This window comes from Bartonella sp. TS82HLJMH, assembly GCF_042193495.1.
GTDB lineage: Bacteria > Pseudomonadota > Alphaproteobacteria > Rhizobiales > Rhizobiaceae > Bartonella > Bartonella grahamii.
In genome coordinates this window covers 1-21,014 of record NZ_JBHILU010000016.1, presented here as the reverse complement: position 1 = coordinate 21,014, position 21,014 = coordinate 1, and the positions used below count along the sequence as shown (strand labels likewise).

The window sequence follows — 21,014 nt, the reverse complement described above, 5'->3', positions numbered from 1 at the left end:
AAAGGCATCTCAGGCGCAACCTTGGGGGCATCCTCCGGTGCGCTCAAAGGCATCTCAGGCGCAACCTTGGGAGCATCGTCTGTTTTTGCTTCTAATAATTCTGGTTTTGTAAGTTCGGATACAAATGTTTCTGACGTGTTCTTGCTTGGTGGTAGCGATGCTGTTTCAACAGGGCGCAGTTTTTCCTTTGGTTGAAAAGGTGCTAGACTATCTATTTGTCCCTCTCCAATATGGCGTGCATCTTCTTTCTCTTGTGGTTGCATAGTTGGTTTAACGGCAGGGATTGCACGAATGGGAGCCTTCACAGCTCCTTGTTGAAAGGACAACTCGTCCACTAAAGGAGCAAGAGTGATGGGAATTGCTTCCAATGGTTGTGGTAAAGAGACAGAGCTTGTAAACTGAACGGCTCCCCAACTGAGAAAAATGACATGGACCACAAGGGATAAAGCCAAGCCTCGTTTCATGCTATGATAGGAGTCTTTGTTCATTCTTTATGCCTTATTTATGACTTATATTTTTTCATTTTCAATCACTCTATACTCTTTTAAAAACATTTAAAAACAACAGGTTATGAGAAATTTTATTACTTATTATTTATTGTGCTAAACTTGCTAACGCAACTTGAGAAAATCCCGCTTTTTGAATATCCGCCAGCAGTTTTAATACTTGTTGATATTCAACAGTTTTAGCAACCCGCACAAAAACCCGTTGATCTTTTTGTGTAGCATCTGTTTCCAGAAGAGTTTTAAGGTGTGCAATCAGTGCTTGTGACGTTTCATAATAATCTTGATTAATGGCAAAGCGCCCTTGCGCGTCAAGTGAAACCGTAAGAGGCGTTTTTTGAGCTCGTACGGGACCCGCTTGACTACGAGGCAAATCTAGAGGAACACCGTTCACTAAAAGAGGGGCAGAAACCATAAAAATAATCAACAAGACCAGCATGACATCCACAAAAGGAGTAACATTGATCTCACTCATCAGTTGGCTTCGTGAATGATAGCGCCTACGTGTATTTTTGCGAGAAGAAGAAGCAACAGAAATTCCCATGGGGTAAGCTCCTTTTTATAAAGAGGAAGGTGCTGTGCGTGTTTCATCAATACGCCGCGATACAATTGTTGAAAATTCATCGGCAAAATTTTCTATTTGTGCAATGATGCGCGCACTTTCATGAGTCAACTTGTTATAAGCAATAACGGCTGGAATTGCTGCAAACAAACCAATAGCGGTCGCCAAAAGCGCTTCTGCAATCCCTGGCGCGACAATGGCAAGTGATGTATTTTGAGAAGCTGAAATAGAAAGAAAAGACTCCATAATACCAATAACTGTTCCAAAAAGTCCGATAAAGGGTCCCGCAGATCCCAATGTCGCAAGAAAACTTAATTTTGATTCTATTTTTTCACTTTCACGTCCCAGCGTCAAATCCATAGCCTTATCAATTCTGCTCTGTAAACTTTTCGATGTATGGGTCCCTTTTTCAAGAGATTTTTTCCATTCAACCATTGCCGCCATAAAAACTGCGGATATACTATTGGTGTGTTGACTTTTACATGATGCATAAAGATCTTCTAGCGCTTTGCCTGACCAAAATGTACGTTCGAACTGCTTTATTTCACGCCGTATTCTTCGATACGTAAAAATTTTATCAAAAATAATTGCCCAACTCCAGATAGAAGCGAGCAACAACCCGATCATAACACCTTTCACGATCCAACTCGCTTGCATAAATAAATGCAACATTCCAATTGTTTCCGGATTCGTTAGTTCTACATACGGCATAATTTTTGTCCCTCTAAATGAAAGGTGCATTTTTTAAAATTCTATAAAACAGATTATTTTATAGTTTCTAAATTTAAGTAAAAAACTTTAGTTTCACATAAATCCATGCGCTAAAACAAGACTTTTTTCTTAAATTTCCTTAAAAAGTGATGACTAAAACATCCCTCAACGCACGCCCCCTCATTTCACAAAAGCATTTATGAAATAATATAACGATAAAACCTTCCCCATAAATGCTATAAAAATAAAAGATATAAAAATGCATGATATCACATCTATCATGTACCATTATCTTTACGCTCATGAAAAGAAAACTAAACCATCATACGCGTTCCAGCTTAAAATGCAGCGATAAATCTTAGTACTTGAAAAGATTCATAAGAGGCATCTTTATTCCTTTCTCAAGTGTTTTTGTCCCCACTCACCAACCCAGCTTGTGACATGTAAGAAAATGTTTTTGATTAATTCGCTACAATAGAGCTTGAAAAGAAAAAATCTTACAAGTCTCAGAATGATCTAAAAGTGACAACGCAATGAATTATCATTATAAATAAATATGTTATAATCATGAAAGATTACACTTTGCCTCAAACTATTGTTTCTCTCATTTTCCATCGAATTTAATACGGGGACACCCTCGGGCACAAAAAACGACAATAAACTACCATAAAATGCCTCATAACAATGTGCCTCACCCATGCAACCCCTATTGTAAGTCCCATATAATCTAGTGTAAGTCTCATGTAATCTCATTGTATTGTAAATTAATCCTTTTCAATGCCCTCATCTTTCTGGCACCATGGTATAACGTAAAAGCTTCTGTGACGTGAAAAAACCTTTTCACATCTTTACTTCATGAAAACCGGCTTCTTCTTTCTCTTTTCTCACTTGCGATATTTGATCGTTATTGCATTGAGAATGATCCATAAGAAACATTTTTACAATTTTTTCAATGAGTTATATTGCTCATCTTATGATGTGTAAGAAAATGATTTTAATTGTTTCAACATGAACAGATTTGAAATGAAAGTATTTTACTCTATTGGTGTTTGTGCCCGTGAGAAGTGATAATTTATCTTTCCAAGTCGATCTATCATATAAAATAATATGCTTTTGAAACTTTAAATCCAGAATGAATTTCTGCTTTGTATACATTGATCTCTCACTCATTCACTGCGTTTAGAAGCGCAGATAAAGTCGCATTATGGATGGAACACGCGCTCTTGTGATGCCAAATGACAATCCAGTAAAAAACAAATCACATTGCTTAAAATACCCTTTGAGTGTTTTGAGAAAATTTTCGACCTAATAGCTTATTATCACTTTATTGCAATATTGCAATATTTTGCTGGGTATGTGCATTTTTATAAAAACAAATCTTAATCCACTTTTTATTTCTTTTTTGTTTTTTACTTTCTGCTGTTTTCTTATGCCAACGAACCTTTCTTCAAAAGAAAGAAAATATTTTGAGTTGATAGCAGAAAATGGATGATAAGACATTGATTTTGAATCATAACATGGATGAAGCGTGTTTAATTTTGTGGGATATCATCTTCAATTTAGTGTAGCTATTGTAGCACAAGTGCTTTCTTTTGATGTATCATGTGATCTTGTTGGAAAAAATTTAGGCTATGATAAATGTATGATCTTAGATTGTAGATTACTTTATATCCCCTGATCTTTCCTGAAACTGCTAATTCAATGAACAACACTTTTAACCAAGCATTTTTGCAAAAAGTTCTTTGGGTAAACGTCGCGGTTTTGCCTCCTCATTAATCAGAGCAATTTCAACTTTTGCTGTTACCAACGTAGTCGCCTCATGCAAAATAGATTGCTCCATAAAAAAGCGTGCCCCTTGGATATGATTAACACGTGTTTTAACGACTAAAAGATTATCAATTTTAGCTGGTCTTGAAAAATTAATTTCCATATGACGCACAACAAAAAACAGTTTTTCCCCATCAACCCCTGCTGCTAACATCTTATTATTAAAACCGGTATCCCGTAAAAACTCTGAACGTCCTCGTTCAAAAAACTCAAGATAACGCGCATGATAAACCACACCGGAAAAATCTGTATCCGCAACATAAACGCGGACCTGAAAATTATGAAAAGCATTTGTATGATTGCTCTTAAAAGGAGTTACTTCTGTCATTGACTTCATGTCCCATAAAATCGTCTAATATAGTAAATTGTTTATCAATCAAAAGATTGAACACATTTTTGTGTTGAAGTTGTGAAAAGCAAAAGCCCTCCTTGATAGTGCAAAACCTTTTTGGTCAGAATATGCTAAAAGAAGCACGTCTCTTGTATTTTTGAGCTTGCTATAAAATATTCACATAGTTTCTTTTAATAAAGAGAATGTCTTAGTCATCTTCCCCATCCCATAAAGATGTCTGAAGTGTTGAATTGTCTTGAGCATCAGAAAGTTGAGAACGCCTTTGTATAGACGTTGTAGAGACAGGAGCAGAAAGCCCTAAATGGCTCCAAGCCTTTTCAGTTAGAATGCGTCCACGAGCGGTTCTTTGAATAAAACCTTGTTGGAGCAAATACGGTTCAACAATATCTTCAATGGCATCGCGTGGTTCTGATAAAGCAGCAGCAACCGTTTCAATCCCCACCGGTCCGCCTAAAAAAGTTTCCGCAATCAGAAGCAAGTAGCGGCGATCAAGCGTATCAAGCCCAAGATGATCGACTTCAAGGCGCGAAAGCGCTTCATCGGCGATTTTTTGGTCAATTTGTTTTGCCTGTTTAACCAAAGCAAAATCACAAACGCGCCGTAAAAGCCGCCCAGCAATACGAGGAGTCCCCCGTGCTCGGCGTGCAATTTCATGAGCACCATCATCACTGATCTTGACGGCAAAAAGCCGTGCATTACGCTGCACAATATATTCCAATTCTTCTATAGTATAAAAATTTAGACGAATTGGGATGCCAAAACGGTCTCTCAGCGGTGTAGTCAAAAGCCCCAAACGTGTGGTTGCCGCTACCAAAGTAAATTTAGCCAGATCAATTTTCACCGAACGTGCTGCCGGCCCTTCCCCAATGATCAAATCAAGTTGATAATCTTCCATAGCTGGATAAAGAATTTCCTCAATCGCCGGATTTAAGCGATGAATTTCATCAATAAACAAAACATCACGTTCTTCGAGATTGGTCAAGAGAGCAGCTAAATCTCCTGCTTTAGCGATAACCGGTCCTGAAGTAGAGCGAAAATTAACGCCTAATTCTTTTGCCATAATCTGTGAAAGCGTTGTTTTTCCTAACCCCGGTGGTCCTACAAACAAAACATGATCCAGCGCTTCTTGCCGCGTTTTTGCTGCTTCAATAAATATTTTTAAATTAGCCCGTGCCGCTTCTTGACCAATAAAATCATCGAGAACTTGTGGTCTTAAGGAACGATCTGGATCGTTAGGAAGGGGAGCGGAACCCAGAAGGCGTTTATCTTCATCTTTATGCATTGTTACCTTGATTTTAAGTAGGAGAAGAAAGCAATTTAAGACTATGGCGGATCAGCAAGGCAGAAGAAACAGTTTCCTCCTCAAGAGCGTTCATCGCAAGAGCAAGAGCACGGGATGCTTGCTCCCGTTCAAACCCTAGCTTCATCAACGCGGAAAGCGCATCATGCGCAGGTTGATTGGTTATCTCACGGTGAGAAACAGAAACAGTCTTGACCGCTTGTTCAAAGGGGAGTGTTTTACTTTTCAGTTCACCCACAATTCTTTCACTAACTTTTTTACCAACGCCCGGCGCTCGACTAATCATCGCAATATCGTTTAAGGCAATAGCTTGTGCGAGTTCATCTGGCGATAAAGTACCCAAAATTGCCAAAGCAACCTTTGCCCCTACTCCAGGAACATTTTGTAGAAGACAAAACCACTCCTGTTCAGCTCTTGTAGCAAAACCGAAAAGGCGGATTGCTTCTTCACGAACATGCGTTTCAATAAAAAGACTTAACGCCTCCCCAACAGAGGGTAAAGAAGGACGGAGCCGATTTGACACAAAAACAACATAACCCACACCGTGAACATCAAGAAGGATATGATCATCAAAGATATGTTCAAGGGTGCCCTTTAATTTACCAATCATATCGCCATCCTTGCCTGATAAGATCGGTCAATACTCTTACGATGCATACTATGACAAAGAGCAAGAGCAAGAGCATCAGCCGCATCACTGCTATCAAATTCAGCCCGTGGGAGTAGAACTTTTACCATCATATGGATTTGTTCTTTAGCACCGTGTCCAACACCAATAACCGATTTTTTCACTTTGTTGGGTGCATATTCAAAAACAGGAAGATTTGCTTGCGCAGGAACCAGCAGTGCAATTGCACGCGCTTGCCCAAGTTTTAAAGTTGCTGTAGCATCTTTGTTGACAAACACATGTTCTACAGCAGCTTCATGGGGCATAAATTGATGCACAACCCCTGAAAGACCTTTGTGGATCTGACATAGTCTGGAAGCCAGCTCACACTTTACATCAGAAGAAACCGTCCCTGCTGCAATAAACTGAAGACGATTACCCGCAACATCGATAACGCCCCACCCTGTACGCCGTAATCCGGGATCAATGCCTATAATACGAATCGTCTCTGCCATAAACTACAGTCTATACACTTTTCCCTCTTGTGAATAAAGACAAGACCACAAAGAAAACAGCAGCACAAGACAAAACCAGTCAAAAGATGGTCATGCCCCCAAATTTATACAATTATAACACGCAACAAACAGCATCTTTATGGAACATACTTTATGAAGCATCACTGAAGTCAATCAAAACCATTCACACATCACAAGCAAGCGCCCTATCAAACACCCCTATAAAGCATAAAAATTCTCTTTCTGTATCATTTCCAATACCATAACGGTTAAACATCGCAAGCGAGCAATAGAGAGTGCTGAATTGTACATGCATTAAGTGTAAAGAGGCTATGCAATGGATGGTATACACTTTGCGGAAACTTTTTAGGTTATAGCATAACGCTACCATAATAAAACAAAACATTGATTTATAAAGATAATTAATTATTTTGTATGTTGAATAAGAATTCCAAATATCGTAAGATTTTCTCATTACAAACCCCTTTATATTGAAATCAATCAAAATCTTTTGTCTGCACATCACACGTGGGATTTCCGTGTGGAGCGAACCTGTGCAAGAAAGGACTAAAAATGCCTCTAATGAACCGTCTCAAGTACTAAGGGCTTTCGCAACATTGGAGGCTGGCAAATTATAATGATGGTGCTAACTTGCTCCTTTGCAAGCGTAAAGATGAGGGAGCTCAATGGATGTAAACAAGAACTGAGAGGTGTTTTTGAATATGCCCAATTACACCACAATAACATTGCATGGAAGGGAGCATTGCATGGAGGCACAGAGAACCCCTGAGGCATTTATTATATGGCACTTTATTTTGGATGTTTTATTTTACGTGAGGAAAATAACTTCCATTCAAAACAAGAGGAGCCCAAAAACTGAAACAATGTGTATCATCCTCATTAACACACGCTTTGCAGCAACTTTATAGGCATAAGTTATAGAGCATAAATGAATTGATGTACAAGCCCTAGCTCTATCTAGCGCCTGATCATTATCATAGCCAAAACAAAATCACACGATATATCAACAGAAAGTGTTCCAGCTGCAATCAACCAAAGCCGATTTCCACAAAACCAACCATATCCCATCCCATGCCATAATTCGAAATCAATACCTCTCAGCTATAAGCTCAAGATATTTCTTACACTCAAATAGATATTAGGCAGAAAAAAGCACTCTAGATTGGTTTTAGTTGTGACATTTTGGTTGTAAAAAATGGGTATAATTCTCTAAATATCGCAAGAAAGAAGAAAGGAGCTATTCTTCTTACCCCCCACAAGCTGTTTTCAGTAGTTCGATTTGTTTTCCCACTGGATTATCATCGCTTAAACTACAGCCTCCCCTTATTTACTAAAGCGCTTAAACTACAGCCGTATATCTAAACGAAAAAATGCACGCTCCTAAAAGCAATGAATGAGAAACAAATTGGCGAAACATTTCTGGCAATTCATGCCAATAAAAGGGAAAAGTTCCAATGTCGGTGTATAAAGGGACACTTTTACGATTTCTTTTTTATTTTCTCTGATGACATTTCCCCTTCACACAAAACAAGGGAATACCTCTAAGAACGCCCAAAGGCTGTTTTGAGCAATTCGATTTGTTTTCCTACTGGATTATCATCCTCTAAGGCACAGGAGGCTGCAGTTTCCCACCCAGCACGCATATACTGTATGCGCGCTTCTAAACGCAATGAATGAGAAACAAATTGGCGGAAAATTTCTGGCAATTCATGCCAATGAGGGGTTTCAAGTTCCAATGTCGGTGTATGAAGTGACACTTTTACAATTTCTTTTTTTATTTGTTCTGATGACATTTCCCCTTCGCGCTCTGCCCGAAGAAGAAGGAGTTGAGAAGCGATTTGCATAAGCCGTGTACTTAAATACATAGCTTCTTTCGCATAGATTGCAGAAACTTCTACTGAAAGGGAACGTGCCACTAATTTCCCTTCTGAGTCAATATACGCTGCTGTTTTTTCAATCAGCGCCATTGTTTCTTCATAGAGACGATTAAAGGCATTTTCAAAAGCATTATGCTCGATCATGATAATAGGTTCATCATATGGACGTTTATGTACACTCACGCTTTTATACTCCAAGTATCAGCACAAAATTATACCACTCAACGAACAGAGTATTAAAAAGTTTCTTTTGTTGCTGTATAGAACGCTTTTTTTTAAAACTGCTACCTCTTTTAATTTTTTTGCGCAACGCGCTTTTTATACTAAGGTTAACGCATCCAACAAACACTATAGGACCGTTTTTCTTATAAACGGATCAGTTTCCTTGAAAAGGACCACTGCCAAGATCGCCGTTTTTCACAATAATAGGCGACTCCAAATTGCAGAGCAATACCCGTTATTATTAAGAAGGTATCGGAAAAAAACGTTCCTGTCATCACTGTTTTTATAATTTGTCCAAACATCGCAAAAATGGTTCCCGTTACAAAGACCGGTAAACTATGTTTTCCTAAGATTGCTAAAGGATGTTTCTGAGAGACATAAAACCATTTATTGATGCTCGGAAAAGAAAGAATGAAAAAGGCTAATGCAAGAACATGGAGTAAACGTGGCAAGCTTAAAAAGGTTTTATTAAAGTTCATCAACGGAGAAGACCAGCCAAGCCACCCCAAAATGCCCCACCAGTTTAAGCGAACCCATAACAGTGCCAACAAGAGATAAGCTGCCGCACAAACAATCCAAAAAAACTGAAAAGCGATTGTTTTTCCTTGTTTAAGCGCTAAAGTACTGGTCAATCCTATGACAAATAAAAATTGCCAAGACAAAGGGTTTAAAAACCATTTTCCCTCTAAAGGATAAGAAGGAGGAGCAATTTTATAAAATCCGCAGATAAGATACAACGTAAACGAGCTCAAAAGCAGCCACTTTGTCTGTTTACAACTCAAATAAAGGATAAAAGGCGCAAAAAACATCAAAACGATATAAAGTGGAAGAATATTATTATATCCCAATTGATGCCCAAAACTTAAGGTACTCAAAAATGCGATAACAGGTTCTGTAAAAAAGAGTCTCACATTATTCATGGATAAAAGTTTTTCTGTTTTCCATAATAAAAAGGCAGCAAAAAAAAGGCTTAACGTGACAAAAGTAGTAAAAAGATATGCGCCATAGAGCTGCAAAGCTCTGTACCAAAGTTTTCGGATGATAAAAGCAAAGGATTTTTGCTGTAAACGTCCATGAAAGCTTAACCCAAGAGCAATCCCTGAAAGCAAAACAAACGCTTCTGCTGAATCAGAAAAACCGAAATTTCTATGGGTAAAAGACTCATAGATCGTTCCGGGAATATGGTTGATGAAAATCGTCAATAAAGCTAAAGAACGAAAAACATCAATACGTGTATCACGGTGAAAAGGTTGAGTATTATGCTCAAGAACAGCTTGGTATTTCATCAGTGGACTCTCACACGTCACAAACCCCTTGAAGTCCCATAAAATGGTGGTTACCCTTATTGCCAACAAGCATGCACAGGATGAAATTTTAATTTTTAAGAGTCAAGTTTCATTTTAAGCGTTTATTTTTTTTAAAGGCAAAAGTTTTTTTAAGGCAAAAGAACAAAAAGCGTCCGTACGTGTATCACAGTAAAAAGGCGACATAATTTATGCTTAATTTATGCTTAAAAACACTCTCATTTCTCATAAACAGGCTCCCACACACCCACAAATCCTTTAATTACGTGAAAATGGTGGTCACTTTCATCGCAAATAAGCATAATAGAATGAAACTTTAATTTTAAGCATTATTTTTCTCTAAGAAACAGGGATTTGACATGACACAACAAAAAAATAAACCAATTGATTCACCTCTTTTCCCTCAGTTGATTTTAACACTCGATGTTCGGCGCAACACCCCACACACATTTTTGCAGCAAATTTTGCAAACAAAGTCTTTTGCATGCGTCATCCTCTATGATTCTGAAAAGTTGAAAGATGATGGCTCTTTTTTACAACAACAAGCGCAAACTTACGCAGAAGATATTCAACATCATGACGCAGCCCTTCTCATCGCTGATGACAGCCGCATTGCTGGGCGCATAAAGGCTGATGGATTGCACATAGAAGATGATCTTAACGCTCTTGAAAGCTTCAAAAATCAGCAAAAGGAACAAAAAATCATAGGCTTTGGCAATCTACGCAATCGCCATAGTGCTATGCTTGCAGCGGAAACAGGTGTTGATTATCTATTTTTTGGCAAATTAGGGGCTGATAAAAAACCCCATGCGCACCCCCGCAATCTCCAGTTAGCAACATGGTGGGCAGAAATTATGCAAACCCCCGCCATTATCCAAGCAGGAAGCGATTTTTCAACTTTTGATGAAGTCTTAAAGACTGGATGTGAATTCATTGCTGTAGAAGAAGTGATTTTTGGGAACGACAACCCCTTAATACTGCTTAAAACAATGCAAGAAAAATGTGAAAACACCCCCCTTGTAATATAGGAGGAGAATTTATAAATAAAGCGTTAATAAAAATCCAAACACTCACCACTATATTACTTATATAGAACACACAATAACAGATAAAGAAGATACCTCGAAACTCAATAAAATTGCTTGCTATATAAATAAAATTTATGAAAAATCTAGCGTCTTTTTTTCATATAATATATAGAGAAAAGGATCATAAAAACTTTCTAGTTCAATGTCTTATAAAGACAAAGTATTATGATTGGGGAAAATGGTCATTTTCAATATTGGTACTAAATACCAATAGCTGACGATACAAATATGCAGGGGACATAAAAATGCAATATAGCGGAACACTTGAAGATCTTACAAATATAATTTGCAAAGCTGGATATCAAATCATAGAAAGTAAATTACTAAAACATGATTCCCCTGAAATATATCAGATCAAAACCTCCAAAGGAGGCACTATTAATTGGTATAAAAGCACAGGAAAACTTCAAGTTCAAGGCAACGAAAACATAAAACTAAAGCTAACAGAAGATTTAGCAAAGCATCTAGAAGAAACATCAACGATTCCTTCTTCAAAAACTGCTTCCAATCCTTCAAATAAAAGAATTTTTATCGTTCACGGTCATGACCGTTATGCCTTAAAGGAGCTTGAAAATGTTCTTCTCAAGCTTGGTCTCGAACCATACATCTTACAAAATACAAGTGGTAATGGTTTACCCATCATTCAAACTTTGAAAAAAGAAATTTGTGACAGTTCTATAAGTTTTGGTATTGTACTCCTCACGCATGATGACATGGGTTATGCTATATCTCAAGGTGCAGAAAAAATTCAACCCCGTGCACGACAAAAGGTTGAAGAAAAAATTCAACCCCGTGCACGACAAAATGTTATTTTCGAAATGGGCATGTTATCCGGCGTTCTTCCTCTTGAGAGGATTGCTATTCTACAAAAAGAAGGCATTGAAATGCTTTCAGATGTTGGTGGAGTTTACTACCTTTCTTTTAAAGAACAGGTAAACGAAACATTTCCCAAACTTATTAAGCGCTTAGAAGAAGCTGATTTCTCTTTTAATACAAATACAATTACTCGTGCATTAAATTAAATTTGAATAATGCTTCCCTTTAACTTTTAAAGCGCATGCCCAAAACCACAATGCACCCCGCCACATTCCACAAACACACAAATCCTATAGGCTCAAAGAAACGATTTACCCCCCACTCTTATTCAAACAGCAAGCGATTGTGCAAATTTTAATGAAGAGACCGAAATTCATTACCATAGAAGAAATCATTTTAATCCCTTTAATAAACGCGGGGCTGTTGTCATAATTTTGATGGACTTGCAAAGTTTAAGAAGCAGATAGCTTCTCATTAGATTAAAGAAAAATAGGAAATTCACGTCGGGCATGTACTACAGCCACAATTTCGATTTGATTTGCAGCTACTCGATAAAATATAAGGTAATTTGGATGTGCTACAATTTCTCGTAATCCTAATACCTTCTCACTCTGTCTGTATAAATATGGATGTTCAGCCAATGGCAGTACGGATACTTCCAAAAACCTTTTCATTCGGCGCGCAGCGGATGGATTTTCGCGAGCAATGTACGTTAAAATCTGACGCAAATCGTCGCGCGCCGAAAACAACCAAACAACCGGAAGCATCACTTTTCCTGTTCAGCTTCAAGCTGACTGATTATAACTTCCATTTCAGCCATAACCTCATCATGCGGAATAGGAGGATATGGATTTGCAAGACTTCTCGCTACCTTATCGCGCAGCCATGCAGTGTAGCTGCTTTCCTGTTCAACGGTTTCGAACTCTGAAATTAGCGGAGAAAGGGTGGTCTTCATAATATATGTCCTTTCTATTCCTGAATATTGAAGATAATTACTCTTGTCTATGTTGTCAATATTAGCGAATTGAAAATGTTTAACTTTTAAGCGTCCAAAGTTCTTTTGATCTTAAAACTTAAGTTTTTTTAACCCTCTCAAAAAACACGGGGATGTTGTGATGATTTTGGTAATTGTTACAGAAAGGTTTAAGAGGCAGATAGCCTCTCATTAAAAAACAAATTTTGTAAGTAAAAAACTATTTTTATTGTAAATTTCCTGAAATTACTTTATGAATTAAAAGATGTTTTGGTCGCATACGCAACGACCAAGAGGGTCTTGAAAGCCCGAAAATCTAAACATGAATTTACCCCACTTTGTGGGTATCCCGGAATTCCGGGAGTTTTTGCTATGTCCAGGTGCTCTTAGCACTAAAAGCAAAAAAAGCTGATTAGATTTCAGTACTTTCAAGCTCCCGGAATACTCATGCGAGGGCGCTCGCAACCGGCGGGGGCTTTAAAATGCAAAGTAAAAATCTTAATATTGATCTTTTTGTTGGCAAAAAAATTCGTTTGAGACGAAAAATGTTGAAGATGTCTCAAAAAACATTAGGTCAACATTTGGGTGTCACTTTCCAACAAATTCAAAAATATGAAAACGGCTTAAATCGTGTCAGCGCAGGGCGTTTAATGGAAATTTCTGATATCTTAAATGTTCCCATTGCCTTTTTTTATGCGGATATCTTAACAAAACAACAGCCCCCATACCACCATGATGAAATCGCATCGAGCACAGAGGAATATCTACTGCTCAAAAGATTTAGAACTCTCACAACGGTAAAAAAGAAAGCCTTTTTACAGCTGATCTCTGATGAGAATGCAAGCTAACATCACACGGATAGCGTGCGCTATTCATAAGCATTCATACGTATTTTAAAAAGCAACCTCCATTGTAAGCATTTTTTCATTTTAGGAGGAGAAGCCATTAATATAATAGAAGATAAGCATTTTTACACACGATACCCCTTCATCATCATTATTTTTAACAGAACTGTTTTAAACAATCTAGCTCTCATCGACATTTATGCTATTTTTTTAACTTACCCAACCCTACATTAACTAAGACGAAAAACTGAGAGATAAAAAGTAATATAGAAATGAGATTCTTATACGGCTTGTAATGATGAAAGAAAAATGTGAAAATTCTGATCGGTAATGAGGAGAAAACACCATGATCAAGAGAAGCGTGAAGCTGCTTATCTTAGGCGTGATTGGACTTGCAAGTTCTGCTGTCAATTCAGCTGGAAACACTGAAGAATTCTCAAGTTTTGAAGGCTCTTTCAATACGATTCAAGAAGCTTCAAACACTCAAGAACCTTTTCAGCCCTTAAAAGCTGGAGACTATGACCAAGCCTATGACTATTACATCCAAGGTTATTATTTAAAAGCTTTTCGTGAAGCACTCCGACGTGCTGAAAAAAATGATCCTTTTGCACAAACTCTTCTTGCCCGAATTTATATGGAGGGATGTGCTGTTCCTATTGACGGTGCGCGTGCTGCTTTATGGTTTGAACGCGCCGCAAAACAAGGGGAACCCCAAGCACAACTACGCTATGGACTTATGTTGTTTGATGGCCACTTTATAAAACAAAATCAAGAACTTGGTGAACAATTCATTCAAAAAGCTGTCAATGCAGGCGTCAAAGAAGCCTATTTTTATTATGGACAACTGCTTCTTTATAAAGCCTCACAAGAAAAACAAGCTCTTCCCGGTGTTTCTTCCCAAAGTCGTGAAAATGAAGCAATCGAGCAAGCCTTAAAATTGTACTTAAAAGGTGCTGCTCTTGGAGATGCTGAAGCTGCTTTTTCTGCTGCAAAAATTCTTGCCCTAGGTACGTTAAAACGACCAAAGGATGATCGCAATGCCCGCAAACTCATGGAGGTAGCGGCTCAAAACAACCACTTAAAAGCTCAACTTCATTTAGCACAATGGCTTATACAGGGGCGTGGAGGAGAAACAGATTTTCACCGCGCTTTTCATTTACTTCAAAGAAATGCCATCAACATGATCGCCCCAGCACAAATTTCCCTTGCAAGGCTTTATCGAGACGGCACAGGAACAAAAGGCGATATAATAATGGCAGCAGCATGGTATATGCTCGCAAAGGAGGCAAAAATGCAAGCCCCTGATCTTGAAATAATGCTCCAAGGCATGGACAAGACACAACTAGAAAAAGCGCACAAAGAAGCAATAAAGCTCCTTCCTGTTTTTTAAAATACTCCTCTCTGCTTCAAAAAGATAAAATTTATAGAAATTCCGGGAGATTTTGCACTGTCCAGGTGCTTTAAGCACTAAAAGCAAAATGCTGATTAGAACTCAGTACTTTACTACTCCCGGAATACCAACGCGAGGGCGGCTCGCAACCGGTGGGGGCTTTAAAATGCAAAGTAAAAATCTTGATAACGACATTTCCATTGACAAAGAAAACGCACTGGTATCATTTGCTTAAGCAAACAATATCCAATAAGCAAAAGAACTAGGTTATCGCAAAAATTCCAAAAACTCTATTTTTTCATTCTTTTTGCTTGGATGAAAAACACGCCAACTCTCAGTAAAAAACTATTTTTTATTGCCAAGCCGCCGAAATTACTTTACATATTAAAAGGTATTTTTGATCGTATACGCAACGATCAACGGGGATTAAAAACCCTAAGGTCCGATACATAAAAATGAACCCACTCTGTGGGTATCCCGGAATTCCGGGAGATTTTGCTATGTCCAGGTGCTCTCAGCACTAAAAGCAAAATGCTGATTCGGACTCAGTGTTTTTAACTCCCGGAATACCAACGCGAGGGCGCTCGCAACCGGCGGGGGCTTTAAAATGCAAAGTAAAAATCCTTATATTGATCTTTTTGTTGGCAAAAAAATTCGTTTTAGACGAAAAATGTTGAAGATGTCTCAAAAAACATTAGGTCAACATTTAGGTGTCACTTTCCCACAAATCCAGAAATATGAAAACGGCTTAAATCGTGTCAGCGCAGGGCGTTTAATGGAAATTTCTGATATCTTAAATGTTCCCATAGCCTTTTTTTATGCGGATATCATTACAAAACAACAGCCCCCATACCACCATGATGAAATCGCATCGAACACAGAGGAATACCTGCTTTTAAAAAGATTTAGAGTTCTAACCTCGATAAAACAAAGAGCCATTTTACAGCTGATCTCTGATGAGAATGCAAGCTAACATCACACGGATAACGTGCGCTATTCAAAGCCCCCCTTTGTGAACACTTTATTGCTTGAATGCAAAACATGCCAACTCTCCGTTTTAAGAAACGACACGTTAAGAGGTACTATTTTAATTTTTATTGTAAATTTCCTGAAATTACTTTATGAATTGAAAGGTGTTTTGGTCGCATACGCAACGACCAATAGGGCCTTGAAAACCCTATAATCCGAACGCGAAAATAAACCCACTTTTTGGGTATCCCGGGATTCCGGGAGTTTTTGCTATGTCCAGGTGCTTTAAGCACTAAAAGCAAAAAGGCTGATTCGGATTCAGTATTTTCAAGCTCCCGGAATACCAACGCGAGGGCGCTCGCAACCGGCGGGGGCTTTAAAATGCAAAGTAAAAATCTTAATATTGATCTTTTTGTTGGCAAAAAAATTCGTTTGAGACGAAAAATGTTGAAGATGTCTCAAAAAACATTAGGTCAACATTTGGGTGTCACTTTCCAACAAATTCAAAAATATGAAAACGGCTTAAATCGTGTCAGCGCAGGGCGTTTAATGGAAATTTCTGATATCTTAAATGTTCCCATTGCCTTTTTTTATGCGGATATCTTAACAAAACAACAGCCCCCATACCACCATGATGAAATCGCATCGAACACAGAGGAATATCTACTGCTCAAAAGATTTAGAGTCCTAACCTCAATAAAACAAAGAGCCATTTTACAGCTGATCTCTGATGAGAATGCAAGCTAACATCACACGGATAGCACACACCACGCTCTATCCCATGAGGTACTATAATAAAATCCGTATTCAAATATTCATCACATATCCTCAATTAAAAACACCTCATGGTTTTACGGAACTTATATCATTGCCATCAATTATGATATTTTACGACACAACGGGATAAATTTTCCTAAAAATTCTAAAAAATTTTTGTGCAAATTTTTAAAAAGCTTGCGTCTGAGCGCTTTTTATGGTCTTGCAAAGAACTGAAAAGCAAAAATACATAAAGGTCCTTTTTTACTTAAGCTTTTCTCTTTGCAAAAAACATGAGAAAGCCCATGAAGAGCACACAGGACCATGAGGAAGCCGCAAGGCTAATCAAAGAGATTTGAGCCAAAAAATAACAAAAGAGCTCACTGTTAAAGGCAGCAAAGAAAAGCGCCATAACGAAAACAAGAGAGTTCTTTTTGCAAGAATAGAATTAGGATAGAAACGATGAAAATTAATGGCAATGAAATCCGCCCTGGTAATGTGATCGAACATCAAGGAAGCTTATGGGTTGCTGTTAAATGCAACGCTGTAAAACCAGGAAAAGGTGGTGCATTTAACCAAGTTGAAATGAAAAATTTAATTGATGGTACAAAACTTAATGAACGATTTCGTGCTGCTGAGACGGTTGAACGCGTGCGACTTGAACAAAAAGATTTCACATTTCTTTATCAACAAGGGGATGCTTTGGTCTTTATGGATTCAGAATCTTATGAACAACTTGAACTTCAAAAGGATTTTGTTGGTGAACGTGCTGCTTTTCTCCAAGATGGGATGACTGTCACAGTTGAACTTTATCAAGAAAAGCCTATTGGCATCTCACTTCCTGATCAAGTTGCTGTCACGATTGTGGAAGCCGATCCTGCCATCAAAGGACAAACGGTTACCTCCTCTTATAAACCCGCCATTCTTGAAAATGGGATTCGTATTCTTGTTCCCCCCTTTATGAATGCTGGTGAACGTATCATTGTAGACACCAATGAGTTGATCTATTTGCGTCGCGCAAATGAAAAAGATAAATAAAGGAATAAAAAATGGCCCATTCTGCAGTCATGAATGTCATGGTGCAAGCTGCAATGAAAGCAGGACGCTCTTTGGTGCGTGATTACGGTGAAGTGCAAAATTTGCAAGTGTCTTTGAAAGGACCTGCAGATTATGTCAGCCAAGCAGATCGCAAAGCGGAAAAAATTATTTTCAATGAATTAAGCAAAGCGCGCCCCAAATTTGGTTTTCTAATGGAAGAGTCTGAAGAAATCATTGGCGAAGATTCCCAACATCGTTTCATTGTTGACCCTCTAGATGGAACCACAAACTTTCTCCATGGCATTCCTTTTTTTGCTGTTTCCATTGCCTTAGAAAGTCAAGGGAAAATCGTTGCTGGTGTCATTTACAATCCCGTAAGTGATGAACTCTTTACCGCAGAACGCGGATGTGGTGCTTTTTTTAATGACCGACGCTGTCGCGTTTCTGCTCGACGCAGACTAGAAGATTGTGTCATTGCCACAGGTATGCCTCATTTTGGTCGCCCAAATCATGGAACCTATCTTATTGAATTACGTAATGTGATGGCAGAAGTTGCCGGACTTCGACGTTTTGGCGCTGCTGCTCTTGATTTAGCTTATGTTGCTTCTGGCCGAACCGATGGCTTTTGGGAAGATAACCTGCAAATTTGGGATATGGCTGCTGGAATATTGATGGTTCGCGAAGCCGGTGGTTTTGTCACCGATAAAGAAGGCGGCAGCGATATATTTCGCAAAAAAAATATCATTGCCGGCAATGAACACATTCGCATCAAACTAGAAAAAACCCTCAAAAAAGGCATTTAACTCTTACAGTTTTTACAAAACCCTTAGAACCTTAAAAAACCACGTGAAGAGAGAGCTTTAAATTTTCTTTCAAATAACAATAGGAAATAACTGATCAGATAGGGAAAAAACATCATCACGAACAAAAAATATACTCACTATTCCCCCACAAAAGCAATCCTCAATAGTTTACCTTATTGACGTTTCTGTTATTCAAATCCCCCTCCAAACAAGCTGCAAAAGGCAATAAACAAAAAAATATCATAACAAAAAGCCCCAAGAAGCAATTATCGCACCCAAAGCAAAAACACAGTCCATTTAATCCTCAATATATGCTCTTTACAGTGCGCTATCCATTGATCGAAAAACTCTCCTCTCTCATAAAAGCTACCGCATATGCCCAAGAGTTTTCACTCTTTTCCATCACTGCATAATAGCAGAGATTTCAGAAAATACTCTGATTTATAGAGCGGTTCCCTACCCCTTTATTCAACCGTTTTACAAATAGTTTATCAAATGCCGACGACATTTATAATAATGAAAATCTTTGTTTTCCAAAATTGCTTTCTGCACTTCACCTGCAAGCTATTCTTTATCTTTTTCAATAGTCTCTTTCAGCGCCTTTACCTTTTTATCCCCAAAGATAACTTTTAATTTTTCTTTTAACTTTTTTTCCTCAACAAGCTTCTCCCAAAAGATCAATCGATTATCACATGTCTCACTTGCCGCTTTTATCCATTCGCTGGCTCCTAATTTGTAAACTTTTTCAAATGTTGGATTCCCTTCAGCAATGGAAAGATCTTTTGCTCTATTTGTGTCATTCTCTTTACAAGTATTGATTACATCTCTAACTGTGAAATAAGGGCAACCATTATCAAAGGCAACATAGCCCTTTTTCACTGTTTTAATAAGCTTCTTATAGTAAATAAAAGTTTTTCTCGCCACTTCATAATGACTGGAAAAATCACACAACAACAACACATTCTTTTTATAATATAATAATATATAATAATAAAATACACTCACCAAACCAAGATTTCGAAAGTTTAGCATTTCCTCTATCTCTTCGTGTTCTGTACTTATAGATATGTTGTCCCACAAAGTATCGTAAACTTCTTCTTTTCATCCTCCCCTTTAGAGTTTTCCTTTTGGTGCTATTTGCATTCAGCTGTAATCATATCATCAAGAACATATAACCACCAATGAAGTAATAACATCGTAAGTTGACTCCGTTTTTTGTTCGTAAGAGGATCTAAAAAACTTTTGCAGAGTTATTCCATTCTTTCTCATTAATCGCACTGCTTTTACACAGAATTGCTTAAAATACGAGTTATCCAAGAGACTACATATTTTTTTGTAATGTTTATCAGTAAGTTTTTTTCAAGTGCTTGTCTGTATAATAAAAGCACTTCGTACTCCCCTCGAGCACAAATATCCTTTACCAATGGAAGCCGATCTCCACTGAATTTCATATCTTCCCTAGGATTTTTTATCCCCAGTACGTCTCTTTCCCATAGCCTTACTCCCTCATCCCATTGTTTCAACCATTCCTGTAATACTTTTTGAGTTTTTGCAAAAAGCCTCTGTTCCCTTTGTGCAATAATCTCTTTATGTCCAACGCACTCTTGCTCTTTTCGCTCAAGTTGTTTAGTTAAATGCTTGTTCTGATAATAGTTAAATGCTTGTTCTGATAAATTGCCAATGCAAGCATTAAGCTTCCCCCACAACACACTATCATTGCAAAATCATTGCACAACCGAACAAAAAATCCACTGAGTATCCCAAATACCACGACTTCCCCATCAATATGATGCAGAAAATCATAACGCCGAATCTTCCGCTCCCACATTCTTTCCGCCATTTCCAAATGACCTTAATTGTAGCTATTATGAATAGCTATTGCCAATTTTATGTCTTCTTCCATTCTTGCTCTCTTTTATTCCCACCAACATTTAACGCAGCTCTTTTATCGATTTCTCGATATTGTATCATTGTGTGTACATCTGATTTTAAAATCACTACATATTATATTTTAATAAAAAATACACAAAATATAGATATTTTTATTTGTAAAATAAAACAATTTGTATTTAATGGTGCTGTTTTAGTGGTTTATGTACTTTAAAGAAAAGCCTTATAAGCCCTCAAAATGCATAATCCATGAAATATTGATTTTCAAAGTAATAAAAACCTTAACTCAACCAAACAGCAAAACAAACTGCGTGCTTTGTTCGCACTGTTTTATAACATCGATAAAAAGCGCCTCTCTGCCTATTTAGCAGTTCTTCTTTAAGTAGCCCAGCACCATCAGACTCTTATGCCAGCACCCCCCGTTGTGATAGCCCTTGAAACTTGAGACGATTCATGAAGAGGACTTATTCTTTCTAAAGTGTTTTATTCACGCGGGCTCTCTCTGCTTGCCACATACAAGAGACATGGTTTTAACTAATACAACATAACTAAATTTGAAACGAGAAAGTCCTATGGTATTCATGATCTCTCATGAAAAACAATGAATTATCCTTATAAATCAACGTGACAGTGCTGTTATGAAAA

At 37.8% G+C, this 21,014-nt stretch carries 20 protein-coding genes and 1 pseudogene; 8 read left to right on the top strand and 13 right to left on the bottom strand.

Going from position 1 to position 21,014, the window contains the following annotated elements:
* From ACFIKO_RS07595 to ACFIKO_RS07555, 9 genes and pseudogenes are all read right to left on the bottom strand, one after another.
* Positions 1-488: pseudogene (locus ACFIKO_RS07595) on the bottom strand (cell envelope biogenesis protein TolA); the annotation flags it as partial.
* A 106-nt stretch (positions 489-594) separates the two neighbouring features.
* Positions 595-1,047, bottom strand: coding sequence for a protein TolR (tolR, locus tag ACFIKO_RS07590; protein WP_375619978.1), 453 nt, complete (start codon positions 1,045-1,047; stop codon positions 595-597).
* 15 nt (positions 1,048-1,062) lie between these two features.
* Complete coding sequence (gene tolQ / locus ACFIKO_RS07585) at positions 1,063-1,776, bottom strand: protein TolQ (protein WP_375619979.1); 714 nt, start codon at positions 1,774-1,776, stop codon at positions 1,063-1,065.
* Positions 1,777-3,490: 1,714 nt separating this feature from the next.
* On the bottom strand, positions 3,491-3,931 hold the full coding sequence (gene ybgC, locus ACFIKO_RS07580; RefSeq protein ID WP_375619980.1) for a tol-pal system-associated acyl-CoA thioesterase: 441 nt from the start codon (positions 3,929-3,931) through the stop codon (positions 3,491-3,493).
* A 211-nt stretch (positions 3,932-4,142) separates the two neighbouring features.
* On the bottom strand, positions 4,143-5,237 hold the full coding sequence (ruvB, locus tag ACFIKO_RS07575; RefSeq protein ID WP_375619981.1) for a Holliday junction branch migration DNA helicase RuvB: 1,095 nt from the start codon (positions 5,235-5,237) through the stop codon (positions 4,143-4,145).
* 13 nt (positions 5,238-5,250) lie between these two features.
* Positions 5,251-5,865 carry a Holliday junction branch migration protein RuvA gene (ruvA, locus tag ACFIKO_RS07570; RefSeq protein WP_375619982.1) on the bottom strand — a complete coding sequence of 205 codons (615 nt, stop codon included), beginning with the start codon at positions 5,863-5,865 and terminating at the stop codon, positions 5,251-5,253.
* Positions 5,862-6,377, bottom strand: a complete 516-nt coding sequence (gene ruvC / locus ACFIKO_RS07565) for a crossover junction endodeoxyribonuclease RuvC (RefSeq protein WP_375619983.1) — start codon at positions 6,375-6,377, stop codon at positions 5,862-5,864. Before ruvC ends, ruvA begins: the two co-directional genes overlap by 4 nt.
* A 1,562-nt stretch (positions 6,378-7,939) precedes the next feature.
* Positions 7,940-8,458 (bottom strand): DUF1465 family protein, encoded by a 519-nt coding sequence (locus ACFIKO_RS07560; protein ID WP_375619984.1) that lies wholly within the window; start codon positions 8,456-8,458, stop codon positions 7,940-7,942.
* Between the two features lie 182 nt (positions 8,459-8,640).
* Positions 8,641-9,783 carry an OpgC family protein gene (locus ACFIKO_RS07555; protein WP_375619985.1) on the bottom strand — a complete coding sequence of 381 codons (1,143 nt, stop codon included), beginning with the start codon at positions 9,781-9,783 and terminating at the stop codon, positions 8,641-8,643.
* Positions 9,784-10,160: 377 nt separating this feature from the next.
* On the opposite strand from ACFIKO_RS07555, the gene ACFIKO_RS07550 reads away from it, so the two are divergent.
* On the top strand, positions 10,161-10,829 hold the full coding sequence (locus ACFIKO_RS07550; RefSeq protein WP_375673657.1) for a thiamine phosphate synthase: 669 nt from the start codon (positions 10,161-10,163) through the stop codon (positions 10,827-10,829).
* Positions 10,830-11,134: 305 nt separating this feature from the next.
* The gene (locus tag ACFIKO_RS07545; protein ID WP_375673655.1) at positions 11,135-11,911 is read left to right on the top strand and encodes a TIR domain-containing protein; all 777 of its coding nucleotides are present in this window, start codon (positions 11,135-11,137) and stop codon (positions 11,909-11,911) included.
* Positions 11,912-12,184: 273 nt separating this feature from the next.
* On the opposite strand, the gene ACFIKO_RS07540 is transcribed toward ACFIKO_RS07545, so the two are convergent.
* Together ACFIKO_RS07540 and ACFIKO_RS07535 are read right to left on the bottom strand one after the other, a co-directional pair.
* On the bottom strand, positions 12,185-12,472 hold the full coding sequence (locus ACFIKO_RS07540; RefSeq protein ID WP_375673653.1) for a type II toxin-antitoxin system RelE/ParE family toxin: 288 nt from the start codon (positions 12,470-12,472) through the stop codon (positions 12,185-12,187).
* Positions 12,472-12,660, bottom strand: coding sequence for an antitoxin (locus ACFIKO_RS07535; RefSeq protein ID WP_375619989.1), 189 nt, complete (start codon positions 12,658-12,660; stop codon positions 12,472-12,474). The genes ACFIKO_RS07540 and ACFIKO_RS07535 overlap by 1 nt, the downstream gene beginning before the upstream one ends.
* A 500-nt stretch (positions 12,661-13,160) precedes the next feature.
* Between ACFIKO_RS07535 and ACFIKO_RS07530 the strand changes: the two genes are divergently transcribed.
* From ACFIKO_RS07530 to ACFIKO_RS07505, 6 genes are all read left to right on the top strand, one after another.
* The gene (locus tag ACFIKO_RS07530) at positions 13,161-13,526 is read left to right on the top strand and encodes a helix-turn-helix domain-containing protein (RefSeq protein WP_375673651.1); all 366 of its coding nucleotides are present in this window, start codon (positions 13,161-13,163) and stop codon (positions 13,524-13,526) included.
* Between the two features lie 343 nt (positions 13,527-13,869).
* On the top strand, positions 13,870-14,913 hold the full coding sequence (locus ACFIKO_RS07525) for a tetratricopeptide repeat protein (protein WP_375619991.1): 1,044 nt from the start codon (positions 13,870-13,872) through the stop codon (positions 14,911-14,913).
* A 607-nt stretch (positions 14,914-15,520) separates the two neighbouring features.
* Complete coding sequence (locus tag ACFIKO_RS07520) at positions 15,521-15,886, top strand: helix-turn-helix domain-containing protein (protein WP_375673649.1); 366 nt, start codon at positions 15,521-15,523, stop codon at positions 15,884-15,886.
* 377 nt (positions 15,887-16,263) lie between these two features.
* On the top strand, positions 16,264-16,629 hold the full coding sequence (locus ACFIKO_RS07515; protein ID WP_375673647.1) for a helix-turn-helix domain-containing protein: 366 nt from the start codon (positions 16,264-16,266) through the stop codon (positions 16,627-16,629).
* 471 nt (positions 16,630-17,100) lie between these two features.
* Positions 17,101-17,676 (top strand): elongation factor P, encoded by a 576-nt coding sequence (gene efp, locus ACFIKO_RS07510; protein WP_273787683.1) that lies wholly within the window; start codon positions 17,101-17,103, stop codon positions 17,674-17,676.
* An 11-nt stretch (positions 17,677-17,687) separates the two neighbouring features.
* Positions 17,688-18,479: an inositol monophosphatase family protein gene (locus ACFIKO_RS07505; protein WP_273787682.1), complete on the top strand. Its 792-nt coding sequence runs from the start codon at positions 17,688-17,690 to the stop codon at positions 18,477-18,479.
* A gap of 564 nt (positions 18,480-19,043) precedes the next feature.
* On the opposite strand, the gene ACFIKO_RS07500 is transcribed toward ACFIKO_RS07505, so the two are convergent.
* Together ACFIKO_RS07500 and ACFIKO_RS07495 are read right to left on the bottom strand one after the other, a co-directional pair.
* Positions 19,044-19,559: a hypothetical protein gene (locus ACFIKO_RS07500; protein WP_375619996.1), complete on the bottom strand. Its 516-nt coding sequence runs from the start codon at positions 19,557-19,559 to the stop codon at positions 19,044-19,046.
* 203 nt (positions 19,560-19,762) lie between these two features.
* Positions 19,763-20,185 (bottom strand): hypothetical protein, encoded by a 423-nt coding sequence (locus ACFIKO_RS07495; protein ID WP_375673645.1) that lies wholly within the window; start codon positions 20,183-20,185, stop codon positions 19,763-19,765.
* Between the last annotated feature and the right edge of the window lie 829 nt (positions 20,186-21,014).